The organism is Pseudomonas sp. LA5 (assembly GCF_028640825.1).
GTDB lineage: Bacteria > Pseudomonadota > Gammaproteobacteria > Pseudomonadales > Pseudomonadaceae > Chryseomonas > Chryseomonas aestiva.
Genome location: NZ_JAQYZY010000030.1, coordinates 16,565 through 28,526, shown reverse-complemented (window position 1 = coordinate 28,526; position 11,962 = coordinate 16,565). Strand labels below are relative to the sequence as shown.

The window sequence follows — 11,962 nt, the reverse complement described above, 5'->3', positions numbered from 1 at the left end:
CGTCTGAAACACCACACTAGCGCGCCCGCAGGTGCCGCACGTAGCGGTCGCCGAGGAACTGGATGCCGCACACCAGCACCACCAGGATGGCGATCACCACGGCCATCACCTGGGTGTCGTAGCGCTGATAGCCATAGCGGATCGCCAGGTCGCCGAGCCCCCCTGCGCCTATGGCGCCGGCCATGGCCGAGGCGCCGATCATGGCCACCAGGGTCACGGTGAAGCCGCCGATGATGCCGGGCAGCGCCTCCGGCAGGAGCACATTGAAGACGATGTGCCGCCGTTCGCAGCCCAGCGCCTGTGCCGCTTCTATCACCCCACCGCCGACCTCGCGCAGGCTGACCTCGGCGATGCGGGCGAAGAACGGCGTGGCGCTGAGGGTGATGGGCACCACCGCCGCCCAGACGCCGATGGTGGTCCCGGTGATCAGCCGCGTCAGCGGGATCAGGGCCACCAGCAGGATGATGAAGGGCGTGGCGCGAAAGGCGTTGATCAGGGTACCCAGCACCCGGTTGAGGGTGGGGGCGGCGAAGATGGCGCCGCGCCCGGTGGTGACCAGCACCACCGCCAAGGCGATGCCGGCGAACCAAACGATGGCCGCCGACACGCTGACCATGGTCAGGGTATCGAGAAAGGCCTTCCACAGCGCCTTGAGCATGAAGTCAGACATAGCCCAGCACCTCCGCCCGGGCGAACAGCCCGGTCTGGGTCAGGAAGCTGGCCAGCCGTCGCTCCGGCGCCGCGGTCGCCACCAGCAGGCGACCCAGCGCATGGCCCTGGATGCGGTCGATACCGCCATGCAGCAGCTCGACCGGTGCGCCGAGGGCCTGGCCCAGCGCCTGGAAGTCAGGCTTCGCACCCTGGCCGTCGTAGCTGAGCTCCAGCACGGCCCGGGCACCCGGTTGCCGGGTGGCAGCGAGCCGCCTGGCCAGATCCGCCGGCAGCTGGGCCGCCAGGGGGGCCAGCAGCGCCCGGGTGGCTTCTGCCTGGGGCGCGCCGAACAGCTGCCACACCGGGCCCTGTTCGACGATGCGGCCATGCTCCAGGACCACCACCCGATCGCAGATCTGGCGAATCACCGCCATCTCATGAGTGATGAGCACGATAGTCAGCCCCAGGCGGCGATTGATGTCCTGCAACAAGGCCAGGATCGACTGGGTGGTCTCCGGATCCAGCGCCGAGGTGGCCTCGTCGCAGAGCAGCAATTCGGGCTTGAGCATCAGCGCGCGAGCGATGCCCACCCGCTGCTTCTGCCCACCGGACAGCCGTGAGGGATAGACCTGCTCCTTGCCCTGCAGCCCGACCAGCTCGAGCAATTCCCGGGCCCGGGCTTCGATCTCGTCGCGACGAAATCCGGCGGCCTTGAGCGGCAAGGCCAGATTCTCCAGCACCGTCTGCGAGGCCAGCAGATTGAAGTGCTGGAAGATCATGCCGATGCGCCGTCGCAGCGCCACCAGCCGGTCGCCCTCCAGGGTACCGAGGTCGACGCCATCGACCAGTACCTGGCCGGCACTGACGTCTTCCAGTCGATTGAGGGTGCGAATCAGGCTGGACTTGCCGGCGCCACTGCGACCGATGATGCCGAAGATCTCGCCACGGGCGATGCTGAGGTCGATGTCGGCCAGCGCGGTCACTGGCAGCGCACCGCCGGTGTAGATCTTTTGTACTCCGCTCAGGCGCAGATGCTCGCGCACGGGGGCGGTCTGGGGTTCGACGGGCGGCTGCGCCGGTGCGGTGCTGAGCAGCGCGTTGCTCATCGGGCGGCCTCCTGCCGGTTCAGCCAGGCCAGGCTGTAGAGCTGCGGATTGCCATAGGCCTGGGCGATGGCCTCGCGCACCCGCGGATCGTTCTGGAACACCTGGATGAAGGTGCGAATCGCCGGGTCATCGGCCCTGTCCGGCCTGGTCACGAACCTCAGGGCATAGAGGTGGCCGCTGGCCTCGTCGTCGCTGAACAGCAGTGCACTGTTGGGGTCCGTGGTGCCGGCCGCGAGGATATGCGAGGGATAGCTCTGCGCCAGGGTCACGTCGTCCAGTACCCGCGCCAGTTGCGGACCGGGCAGTTCGATGAATTTCAGCTGGCGGGGATTGGCGACGATGTCCTGCAGGCTGGCCTTGGGCCCGGTGTCCGGCTTGAGCTGGATCAGGCCGGCGCGGGCATAGAGGTGCAGCCCGCGGCCCTGGTTGACCGGATCGTCGGCCACCGCCACGGTGGCGCCGTCCGGCACCTCGGCAAAGCTTTTCACGCGTTTGGAATAGAGGCCGACCTTGTTTTCCACGCCATAGGCGATGGGCACCAGGCCGTAGCCGTTCTGGGCGTTGGCGTTTTCCAGGAAGGGTTGATGCTGGAAGTAGTTGACGTCGATGTCACCGTGGGCGAGTGCCAGATTCGGCGTGTTCCAGTCGCTGAAGGCGACGATTTCCACCGCTACGCCCCTTTCCCGCGCCACCTCGGCGGCGCGCTCCAGGGCGGCATTCTGCGGACTGTCGTTGATGCCGAGGCGAATCTTCTGCGGCTCGGCGGCCTGGGCGGACAGCACCAGGGTCGTGCTCGCCAGGAGCAGCCCGAGGCGCAGGAAAAACGGAGGAATAGCCATGGGAGACCTCGAGATGTCGAGGGCTCGTCCGGTGGTCCGGTGGAACCCGTAAGGGAAAAGGGATCAGCTGCCCTTCTGATCGGGCGCGTCGACGAAGAAATAGTCCTGCCAGCCGCTGGGCTGGTTGCGGATGGCGCCGATGCGGTACATGAATTCCGCCAGCTTCAGGGTGTTCTGCGGCGCCGTGTCGAAGTTGACCTCGGGGCTTTCGATGATCCGCTGGATCAGGGCCGGATCGAGGCGGGAATGCTCGACTTTCACGTAGGTACGGGCGGCGGCGGCCTTGTCCTTCTCGATGATCTGCCCGGCTTCGACCAGGGCCTCACGGAAGGCCTTGTAGGTCTTGGGATTGTCCCGGCGGAATTTCTCGGTGACGAACACCAGATTGGGCGAGACGGCCCCACCGAGCACGTCATAGGAACTGAGCACCCTGTGCACCTTGCCGCTGGCCAGTTCCTGTTCCTGGAACGGCGGATTGGCGAAGTGGCTGTTGATCTCGGTACCGCCGGAGATCACCGCCGCGGTGGCATCCGGATGCGGCACCGCCACGGTCAGGGGATCCAGGCGATTCCAGTTCTTCTCGCCGAAGGCCTGGGCGGCGGCGTACTGCAGGAAGCGCGACTGCACCGAGACGTTGACCGCCGGCACGGCGATGCGGTCCTTGGCGGTGAAGTCGGCCAGGGTCTTTACCTGCGGATTGTTGGTGACCAAGTAATTGGGAAAGGCCCCCAGGCTGGCCACGGCCTTGACGTTCTGCCGACCATGGGTGCGGTCCCAGAGCGTGAACAGCGGCCCGAGCCCGGCGGAGCCGACGTCCACCGCGCCCGACAGCACCGCCTCGTTGACGGCCGCGCCACCGGACAGCTTGATCCAGTCGACCTTGATGTCGACGCCCTCTTGCTTGCCGTGCTTTTCGATCAGTTGCTGGTCACGCAGCACGTGCAGGATCACATAGGACACACCGAATTGTTCGGAGATGCGCAGGGTGCCCTCGGCCTGGGCCACCTGCGGTGCGGTGACCAGTCCGGTGAGCAGACTGGCCGCGAGCCCCAGGGCCAGGGGACGACGGGTGAAGCGGAGACGTAGGGGCATCGGGGTGCGCTCATCCATGGAATTGGCTTATAGCCTACTCAAGCTGTTCAGCGTTTTTGAAATAAGGATGGGTTATATGGATAGGTCGAGTGACGTGTGGGCTTTCCCTCACCCGAGTCCTCTCCCAGAGGGAGAGGGGGCGCCCCGCCGTACGTAGGTTGGCGCTGAGCGAAGCGAAGCCCAACACCACCCTGCATCCCGCCCTACTCCCGCGCCGCCTGTCGCGGCGCGTCCGGCTTGGCCACCCGGAACCCCTCGGCGAAGGTCCCCTGCGCATCCAGACGCTGCGGTATCAGGCCGCTACGATGATAGAAATCCGCCGCCGCCTGCTGATCGGCTACCACCTGCTGGTCGATGGGTTCCCAGTGCAGCTGGCGGCGCTCGAATTGCAGCCGGGCCACCGCCTCGGGAAAGCCGATGATCTGCGCCAGGGTTCTGGCATAGCTGTCGAGGTGGGCGTAGCCCCAGCGCTGGGCAGCGGCCAGACGATCGAGGTAGTCCTGCAGCGCCGCGCGCCGCGCCGGATCGGCCAGGGCCGTATCGGTGGCGGCCAGGAAGCTGTTGCCCGCCCAGAGTCCGCGACCACTGACCAGCACCTGGGCGCCGTCGACCTGCTCGGCCTGGGCGGTATAGGGCTCCCAGGTCGCCCAGGCATCCACCGAGCCATTGGCCAGGGCCATCTTGGCGTCCACCGGACCAAGGAAGCGAAAGCTCACGTCCCGGGCGGTCAGGCCCACGGAATCCAGCGCCTTGAGCGCGATGTAATGGCCGATGGAGCCGCGCCCGGTGGCGATGCGCTTGCCCTTGAGATCGGCCGCGCTCCGCAGTGGCGAGTCGCGCGGCACGATCACCGCCGTGCCATAGGGATCGGACTTGTCCACGGCGATGGCCTTGACCGGCGCGCCGGCGGCCAGGGCGAACAGCAGCGGGCCATCACCGATGATGCCGACATCCACCGCGCCCGCATTGAGCGCCTCGGCGAGGGGCGCGGCGGCGGGAAATTCCGCCCACTGGATGCGATAGCCCGGCAGGTCGCGCAGGCCGTCGGCCGCCTCCAGCTGGGCACGCATGTTGCCCTTCTGGTCGGCGATGCGCAGGGTCAGGGTCTCGGCGGCCAGGGCCGCGCTGGCGGCGAGCAGCAGCGGTAGCGCCAGCAGGGTACGGCGGATGAGGGTCATGGTTTGGCTTCCTGGGTAAAGACACTGGCATCGGCCAGGGCGGCGACGTCGACCGGTTTGGGCAGCACCTGGAGTTCGCTGAAGAGATCGGCCACCTGCTGCACCGCGGCGACGTCCGCCGGCTGCACCGGACGCAGGCCACGGGAGGTGCGGGTGGAAATGGCCACCGCGGCACCTTCCGGCAGGCGCGTCAGCTCGGCGTAGACCCGGGCATAGTCCTGCGGATGAGCGACCGCCCAGGCCCGCGCCTGGGCCAGGCGCCCGGCGAAATCGGCGATGGCGGCGCGCTTGGCCGGGTCCTCCAGCGACGCTGGGGTGGCGGTGAGAAAGCCCAGGGCGGTGGTCAGCCCCTGGCCATCGCGCAGCAGCCGGGCGCCGTGCTGTTCGGCGATGCCGAGATAGGGATCGAAGGTGGCCCAGGCGTCGATCTGCCCGGCATTGAAGGCAGCGCTGGCATCGGTGGGCAGCACGAACTTGACCGTTACCTCGTCGCGCCTGACGCCAGCCTCTTCGAGGGCGGCATACAGCAGATGCTGGGAGATGCTGCCCTTTGCCGAGGACACCACCACGGTACGCCCCTTGAGGTCCTTGACCGAACGGATCGGCGAATCCTTCTGTACCAGCAGACCATTGGCCTGGGGATAGCCGACATTGGTGGCGATCAGCTTGAGCGGCACGCCGCCGGACGCGGCCATCAGCACCGGCAGGTCCCCGGCGTAGGAGGTATCCACCGCGCCGACGCGCTGGGCCTCGAACAGCGGCGCGGCGCCCTGGAAGTTGGCCCAGCGGTAGCGGTAGGGCGCGCCTTCGAGGGTACCGGCGGCTTCCATCATGGCGCGCAGACCGCGGGCCTGGTCGCCCAGCACCAGGGTCACCCCGGAGAGATCCGGCTCCGCCTGGGCCTGCCCCAGCAGCAGCGCCAGGCCCAGCGTGGCAAGCAAGCGCCTCATTGCGCGTACTCCCGGCCCTCGTGGCGCTCCAGTTGGCGTACCGCCGCCTCCCAGTGGCGGACATGGGCGCCGCGCACCAGGTTGCCGGGGATGAGGTCGCTGACCTTCTGCGCCACGGCGTCCGCGGCGATCACCAGCTCGGCACCGCCGCTCTGGGCCTCCAGCTGCGCCGCGCAGGAACGCTCCAGGTAATAGAGGTGCCAGAAGGCCTCTTCCAGACTGGCGCCCACGGTCAGCAACCCATGGTTGCAGAGGATCATCGCCGGGTGCGCCCCGAGGTCGGCCACCAGCCGACTCTGCTCGTCCAGATCCAGGGCCACGCCCTCGTAGCCGTGATAGGCCAGGCGGCCGAAGAACCTCATGGCGTGCTGGGAAAGCATGAGTAGCCCACCGCGCTGAGCGGAGACGCCGATGCCCGCGGCCGTGTGGGTGTGCAGCACCGCATGGAGGTCCGGCTGGGCACGGTGGATGGCGCTGTGGATCACGTAGCCGGCCGGGTTGATGCCGAGCCCGGTGGGGTCGAGGACGATTTCGCCATCGATGTCCACCTTTACCAGCGAAGAGGCGGTGATCTCGTCGAAGGTCTGGCCGAAGGGATTGATCAGGAAGTGCGCTTCCGGGCCCGGCACCCGTAGTGAGAAGTGGGTGTAGATATGGTCGGTCCAGCGTTCGCGGGCAGCCAGGCGATAGGCGGCGGCGAGCTTGACCCGCGCCTCCCATTCGGCGGCGGATACCTGGGCGCGGACGCTGGCGAGGGCGTTCTGGAAGGCGGTCATGCAGCGGCTCCGAAAGCAGAAGAGGCGCCAGGGCGACGGGCGTTGCCCTGGTCTGCTTAGAACCTAACGTTGTGAGTCGCCGAGACGGAAATATCGATTGCGCATAACCTAATATGCTCATTTTGGATAACAAAAATAGATAAATATGCGAAAACTTGTTTTCAGTACAGAACCAATCGATCTAAGGCGCTGGGCCCTGACCTTGCTTTAATGGCGATCATTGTCCACCCGCCGTCTCCGTGGAGCTCGCCATGATCCCTAGGCTCGACCGCCTGCGCCTGTTCCTGCATGACCTCGCCACCCTGGTCGACGAACACCCTGCCGAAGCGCAGCTGCTGCAGCGCGGCGCCGCCCTGCTCGGCGAGCTGGTGCGCCATGACGACTGGCTGCCCGAGGACTGCGCCCTGCCCCGCCCCGAGCGCTACAGCCAGTACCTGCTGCATGCCGATGCCCGCCAGCGCTTCTCGGTGGTGAGTTTCGTCTGGGGTCCGGGCCAGGCCACGCCGGTGCATGACCACCGCACCTGGGGCCTGATCGGCATGCTGCGCGGCGCCGAGATCGCCCAGGGCTTCGCCCGCGACCCCGCCGGCCGCCTGCTGCCGGAAGGCGCGCCCGTGCGCCTGGAGCCGGGCCAGGTGGAAGCGGTCTCGCCGCGGGTGGGTGACATCCACCAGGTCAGCAACGCCTATGCCGACCGCACCTCCATAAGCATCCACGTCTATGGCGGCAACATCGGCGCCGTGCGCCGCGCCGTCTATGCCGCGGATGGCCAGGAAAAGCCCTTCATCTCCGGCTACACCAATCGCCAGCTGCCCAACCTGTGGGATCTGTCCCAGGAGACCGCCACACCATGACCGCCATCCGCACCGCCGAGGACATCCGCCAGGCCCTGCTCGCCGGCACCGAAGTCGCCCTGCTCGACGTCCGCGAGGAAGACCCCTTTGCCGCCGGCCATCCGCTGTGGGCCGCCAATCTGCCGTTGTCGCGCCTGGAGCTGGAGGCCTGGTCGCGGCTGCCGCGGCGCGACGTGGCCATTACCCTTTACGACAATGGCGAGGGCCTGGCGGAACGCGCGGCCGAACGCCTACGCGCCCTGGGCTACACCGACGTGGCCCTGCTCGAAGGTGGCCTGGCGGGCTGGCGCGCCAGCGGCGGCGAACTCTTCATCGACGTCAACGTGCCGAGCAAGGCCTTTGGCGAACTGGTGGAAGCCCGGCGCCATACCCCTTCGCTGCCCGCCGAGGAGGTCAGGGCGCTGCTGGATCAGGACGCCGATCTGGTGATCCTCGACGCCCGCCGTTTCGAGGAATACCAGACCATGAGCATTCCTGGCGGTATCAGCGTGCCGGGTGCCGAACTGGTGCTACGGGTGGCCGAACTGGCACCTGATCCGCGCACCCGGGTCATCGTCAATTGCGCCGGCCGTACCCGCAGCCTGATCGGCGCCCAGTCGCTGATCAACGCCGGCATTCCGAATCCGGTGGCCGCCCTGCGCAATGGCACCATCGGCTGGACCCTGGCCGGCCAGACCCTGGAACATGGCCAGCAACGCCGCTTCGGTGCGGTGAGTCCGGCGACCCGGGCGACCGCCGCGACCCGCGCCCGCCAGGTCGCCGATCGCGCCGGCGTCGCCCGCCTGCCCTTCAGCGAACTGGCAGCCTGGCGCAACGACGCCCAGCGCACGAACTACCTGATCGATGTGCGCACCCCCGAGGAATTCGCCGCCGGCCACCTGCCCGGCGCCCGCTCGACACCGGGTGGCCAGCTGGTCCAGGAGACCGATCACAGCGCCCCGGTGCGTGGCGCCCGCCTGGCGCTGGTGGACGACGACGGCGTGCGCGCCAACATGAGCGCCTCCTGGCTGGCACAGATGGGCTGGACGGTGGCGGTGGTCGACGCCATCCCGCCCGGCGCGCTGAGCGCCACTGGCCCCTGGCAGGCACCGGCGCCCACGCCGGGGCCGGTGGAGCGCATCTCGGTGACGCGGCTGCAGGAATGGCTGGCCGAGCCGGGCACCCTGGTAGTGGATGTCACCGCCAGCGCCAACTATGTGCAGAGGCATATCCCCGGCGCCGCCTGGGTGCTGCGCGCCGATCTGCCCGCAGCGCTGCCGCCGGCCGAGCGCTATGTCTTCACCTGTGGCAGTGGCCAACTGGCCGCCTTCGCCGCTGTCGATGTCCAGGCCACCACCGACCGGCCGGTCCTGCTGCTGGAGGGCGGCACCGCGGCCTGGCTGGCCGCCGGCCTGCCGGTGGAAGCCGGCGAGACGCGGCTGCTGTCGACCCGGCGCGATCGCTACCGACGCCCCTACGAGGACACCGACGCCCCGCGCGCGGCCATGCAGGCCTACCTGGACTGGGAATTCGGCCTGGTCGAGCAGTTGCGGCGGGATGGCACCAGCGGCTTCCGGGTCATCTAGCCGCTGGTCCCCACAAAGGCCGCCACCCAGGCCGCCGTCTCCACCAGCGCCTGGGAATGGCTCAGGCCGCTGCGCTTGAGCGGCTTGAGATCATGGTCCGCGGTGGCGAGCCACTGCACCTCGATGCTTGGCGCCAGGGCATAGCCCGCCACCTCCTCCCGCGAGCCCAAGGCATCCCGCTCGCCCTGGACGATCAGCGTCGGTGTTGCCAGGGTCGCCAGGTGGTCGGTGCGCAGCCGTTCGGGCTTGCCCGCCGGGTGGAAGGGATAGCCCAGGCAGATGAGGCCCGCCGCGCCCAGTTCATCAGCCAGCAGACTGGCCATCCGCCCGCCCATGGACTTGCCCGCCAGCCACAGCGGTCCGCTTTCCGCCGCGCGCCAGGTGGCGATTATGGCCCGCCAGTGCTCCAGCAGGACCGGGGCCGGATTCGGCGGGCGCCGTTTGCCCTCGGCGCATGCTCGCGCCATGTAGGGAAAGTCGAATCTCAGGGTCCGGATCTCGCGCCGGGCCAGCGCCTCGGCCAGTTGCTGCAGGAAGGGGCTGTCCATCCCCGCCCCTGCCCCATGGGCCAGCAACAGGGTCGCCAAGGGCTCACCCGCGGGTCGGCATTCGCGAAAGCTGTCGAGGTACAACTCGTCTGCCATGGGCCACTCCTCGTCCAAACGCCAGAGCTTAACCCGGGCTTTATTGATCTGGATCAATAAAGCCCGGAGCCCGCCCCTCACACTGGGCGCCTCGAAACCACTGGAGCCCGGCATGACAGCCGCCCTCGCCTGGGACGCCGACCTCATCGCCCGCTACGATCGCGCCGGCCCCCGCTACACCTCCTACCCCACCGCCGTGCAATTCCACGACGGCATCGGCCCCTTCGACCTGCTCGGCGCCCTGCGCCTGAGCCGCCAGGCCGGACGCCCGCTGTCGCTTTACCTGCACGTGCCCTTCTGCGCCAACATCTGCTACTACTGCGCCTGCAACAAGGTCATCACCAAGGACCGCAGCCGCAGCGCCGCCTACCTCGACGCCCTGCGCCAGGAGATGATCCTCACCAGCCGGCACCTGGATGGCGGGCAGCGGGTGGAACAACTGCACCTCGGCGGCGGCACCCCGACCTTTCTCAATCCCATGCAGCTGCGCGAGCTGATGGCCGACCTGCGCCGCCACTTCACCCTGGCCGACGACGACCGCGGCGACTACTCCATCGAGATCGATCCGCGCGAGGCCGACTGGAGCACCATGGGCCTGTTGCGCGAGCTGGGCTTCAACCGCGTCAGCTTCGGTGTCCAGGACCTCGACCTGCAGGTGCAGCTGGCGATCAATCGCCTGCAGCCCTTCGACGACACCCGCACCCTGGTGGAAGCCGCCCGTGCCCTCGACTATCGATCCATCAACCTGGACCTCATCTACGGGCTGCCGCGGCAGACCCCGGCCAGCTTCGCCCACACCGTGGAGCGGGTACTGGAATTGCAGCCGCATCGGCTGTCGGTGTTCAACTACGCCCATCTGCCGCAGCGCTTTCCGCCGCAGCGGCGCATCGAAGCCAGCGAACTGCCGGACTCCGCGGCCAAGCTGGAGATGCTGCAGCGCACCGTGGAACAGCTGCTGGCCGCGGGTTATCGCTACATCGGCATGGATCACTTCGCCCTGCCCGACGACGACCTGGCCATCGCCCAGGAAGACGGCACCCTGCAGCGCAACTTCCAGGGCTACACCACCCACGGCCATTGCGACCTGCTCGGCCTGGGCGTCTCCGCCATCAGCCAGGTGGGCGAGGTGCTCTGCCAGAACACCCCGGACCTCGCCCGCTACCAGGCACGCCTGGGCCAGGGCGAACTGGCGGTGGCCCGCGGCCTGCGTCGCTCGCGGGACGATCGCATCCGCGGCGCGGTGATCGCCCAGCTGATCTGCCATTTCCAGCTGGATTTCGCCGCCATCGAGCGCAGCTGCGAACTGGATTTCCGCCAGTACTTCGCCGATGCCTGGCCGCACCTGGAAGCCATGGCCGCCGACGGCCTGATCCGTCTCGATGCCCGCGGCGTGCAGGTGCTGGCGCCGGGCCGCCTGCTGATCCGTGCCCTGTGCATGCTGTTCGACCGCTACCTGGCGGACCATGACAAGCAGCGCTTTTCCCAGGTGATATGACCCATGCCTGCCACCACTGCTAAAGTTAGACTTTTGGAACCAGACGAGAAGCGATCTTCCCCCATGACCGAGCCCCTCAAGCTGCGCAACGCCCAGGCCCATTGCAAGGATTGCAGCCTCGCCTCGCTGTGCCTGCCGCTGTCGCTCGATCTGAAAGACCTGGATGCCCTTGACCAGATCGTCAAGCGCGGCCGGCCGCTGGCCAAGGGTGACCACCTGTTCCGCCAGGGCGATACCTTCGGCTCGGTCTATGCGGTGCGCTCCGGCGCCCTGCGCACCAGCAGCCTGAGCGATGCCGGGGAGGAGCAGATCACCGGCTTCCACCTGCCCAGCGAACTGGTCGGCCTGTCGGGCATGGACACCGAGCGCTATCCGGTCTCGGCCCGGGCGCTGGAGACCACCACCGTCTGCGAGATCCCCTTCGAGCGCCTGGATGAACTCTCCGAACAGCTGCCGCAACTGCGCCGCCAGCTGCTGCGGGTGATGAGCCGGGAGATCCGCGACGACCAGCAGATGATGGTGCTGCTGTCGAAGAAGAGTGCCGACGAGCGCATCGCCACCTTCCTGGTCAATCTCTCCGCGCGCTTCCATGCCCGCGGCTTTTCCGCCCAGCAATTCCGCCTGAGCATGTCGCGCAACGAGATCGGCAACTTCCTCGGCCTGGCGGTGGAAACCGTGTCGCGGGTGTTCACCCGCTTCCAGCAGAGCGGTGTGCTGGCGGCCGAGGGCAAGGAAGTACGCATCCTCGACTCCGCCCGCCTCTGCGCCCTTGCGGGCGGTCAGCTGGAAGGCTGACGGCTGGCGCCTGCCGC

Annotated in this window: 12 protein-coding genes; 4 read left to right on the top strand and 8 right to left on the bottom strand. The window is 68.1% G+C overall.

The genetic code is table 11. The features are described from left to right. Positions 1-16 precede the first annotated feature (16 nt). The 7 genes from PVZ72_RS08575 to PVZ72_RS08545 form a co-directional block, all read right to left on the bottom strand. Complete coding sequence (locus PVZ72_RS08575) at positions 17-670, bottom strand: methionine ABC transporter permease (RefSeq protein ID WP_273861687.1); 654 nt, start codon at positions 668-670, stop codon at positions 17-19. Continuing rightward, a complete protein-coding gene (locus PVZ72_RS08570) occupies positions 663-1,757 on the bottom strand; it encodes a methionine ABC transporter ATP-binding protein (protein ID WP_273861686.1) in 1,095 nt (364 codons plus the stop codon). Before PVZ72_RS08570 ends, PVZ72_RS08575 begins: the two co-directional genes overlap by 8 nt. Further along, the gene (locus PVZ72_RS08565) at positions 1,754-2,596 is read right to left on the bottom strand and encodes a MetQ/NlpA family ABC transporter substrate-binding protein (RefSeq protein ID WP_273861685.1); all 843 of its coding nucleotides are present in this window, start codon (positions 2,594-2,596) and stop codon (positions 1,754-1,756) included. Before PVZ72_RS08565 ends, PVZ72_RS08570 begins: the two co-directional genes overlap by 4 nt. Positions 2,597-2,659: 63 nt before the next feature. Continuing rightward, positions 2,660-3,688: an ABC transporter substrate-binding protein gene (locus tag PVZ72_RS08560; protein ID WP_273861684.1), complete on the bottom strand. Its 1,029-nt coding sequence runs from the start codon at positions 3,686-3,688 to the stop codon at positions 2,660-2,662. Positions 3,689-3,891: 203 nt separating this feature from the next. After that, positions 3,892-4,857: an ABC transporter substrate-binding protein gene (locus PVZ72_RS08555; protein ID WP_273861753.1), complete on the bottom strand. Its 966-nt coding sequence runs from the start codon at positions 4,855-4,857 to the stop codon at positions 3,892-3,894. A 5-nt stretch (positions 4,858-4,862) separates the two neighbouring features. Further along, positions 4,863-5,816, bottom strand: coding sequence for an ABC transporter substrate-binding protein (locus PVZ72_RS08550; protein ID WP_187979096.1), 954 nt, complete (start codon positions 5,814-5,816; stop codon positions 4,863-4,865). Continuing rightward, the gene (locus PVZ72_RS08545; protein ID WP_273861683.1) at positions 5,813-6,592 is read right to left on the bottom strand and encodes a class II aldolase/adducin family protein; all 780 of its coding nucleotides are present in this window, start codon (positions 6,590-6,592) and stop codon (positions 5,813-5,815) included. Before PVZ72_RS08545 ends, PVZ72_RS08550 begins: the two co-directional genes overlap by 4 nt. Before the next feature lie 251 nt (positions 6,593-6,843). Between PVZ72_RS08545 and PVZ72_RS08540 the strand changes: the two genes are divergently transcribed. Together PVZ72_RS08540 and PVZ72_RS08535 are read left to right on the top strand one after the other, a co-directional pair. Continuing rightward, positions 6,844-7,446 (top strand): cysteine dioxygenase, encoded by a 603-nt coding sequence (locus PVZ72_RS08540; RefSeq protein WP_273861682.1) that lies wholly within the window; start codon positions 6,844-6,846, stop codon positions 7,444-7,446. Further along, on the top strand, positions 7,443-9,011 hold the full coding sequence (locus PVZ72_RS08535) for a rhodanese-related sulfurtransferase (RefSeq protein ID WP_273861681.1): 1,569 nt from the start codon (positions 7,443-7,445) through the stop codon (positions 9,009-9,011). The genes PVZ72_RS08540 and PVZ72_RS08535 overlap by 4 nt, the downstream gene beginning before the upstream one ends. On the opposite strand, the gene PVZ72_RS08530 is transcribed toward PVZ72_RS08535, so the two are convergent. Beyond that, a complete protein-coding gene (locus PVZ72_RS08530) occupies positions 9,008-9,655 on the bottom strand; it encodes an alpha/beta family hydrolase (RefSeq protein WP_187979092.1) in 648 nt (215 codons plus the stop codon). The two genes, PVZ72_RS08535 and PVZ72_RS08530, sit on opposite strands and share 4 nt — an antisense overlap. A 112-nt stretch (positions 9,656-9,767) precedes the next feature. Between PVZ72_RS08530 and hemN the strand changes: the two genes are divergently transcribed. Further along, a complete protein-coding gene (gene hemN / locus PVZ72_RS08525; RefSeq protein WP_273861680.1) occupies positions 9,768-11,150 on the top strand; it encodes an oxygen-independent coproporphyrinogen III oxidase in 1,383 nt (460 codons plus the stop codon). Between the two features lie 63 nt (positions 11,151-11,213). Further along, entirely contained in the window at positions 11,214-11,945 is a 732-nt protein-coding gene (fnr, locus tag PVZ72_RS08520; protein WP_007162251.1) for a fumarate/nitrate reduction transcriptional regulator Fnr, read from the top strand. The last annotated feature ends 17 nt before the right edge of the window (positions 11,946-11,962 follow it).

What these genes read in the sequence shown, in the direction of transcription:
- PVZ72_RS08560 (WP_273861684.1), bottom strand. Translation starts at nt 3,688, where the DNA reads ATGCCCCTACGTCTCCGCTTCACCCGTCGTCCCCTGGCCCTGGGGCTC.
- PVZ72_RS08550 (WP_187979096.1), bottom strand. Translation starts at nt 5,816, where the DNA reads ATGAGGCGCTTGCTTGCCACGCTGGGCCTGGCGCTGCTGCTGGGGCAG.
- PVZ72_RS08565 (WP_273861685.1), bottom strand. Translation starts at nt 2,596, where the DNA reads ATGGCTATTCCTCCGTTTTTCCTGCGCCTCGGGCTGCTCCTGGCGAGC.
- hemN (WP_273861680.1), top strand. Translation starts at nt 9,768, where the DNA reads ATGACAGCCGCCCTCGCCTGGGACGCCGACCTCATCGCCCGCTACGAT.
- PVZ72_RS08575 (WP_273861687.1), bottom strand. Translation starts at nt 670, where the DNA reads ATGTCTGACTTCATGCTCAAGGCGCTGTGGAAGGCCTTTCTCGATACC.
- PVZ72_RS08545 (WP_273861683.1), bottom strand. Translation starts at nt 6,592, where the DNA reads ATGACCGCCTTCCAGAACGCCCTCGCCAGCGTCCGCGCCCAGGTATCC.
- PVZ72_RS08540 (WP_273861682.1), top strand. Translation starts at nt 6,844, where the DNA reads ATGATCCCTAGGCTCGACCGCCTGCGCCTGTTCCTGCATGACCTCGCC.
- fnr (WP_007162251.1), top strand. Translation starts at nt 11,214, where the DNA reads ATGACCGAGCCCCTCAAGCTGCGCAACGCCCAGGCCCATTGCAAGGAT.
- PVZ72_RS08535 (WP_273861681.1), top strand. Translation starts at nt 7,443, where the DNA reads ATGACCGCCATCCGCACCGCCGAGGACATCCGCCAGGCCCTGCTCGCC.
- PVZ72_RS08570 (WP_273861686.1), bottom strand. Translation starts at nt 1,757, where the DNA reads ATGAGCAACGCGCTGCTCAGCACCGCACCGGCGCAGCCGCCCGTCGAA.
- PVZ72_RS08530 (WP_187979092.1), bottom strand. Translation starts at nt 9,655, where the DNA reads ATGGCAGACGAGTTGTACCTCGACAGCTTTCGCGAATGCCGACCCGCG.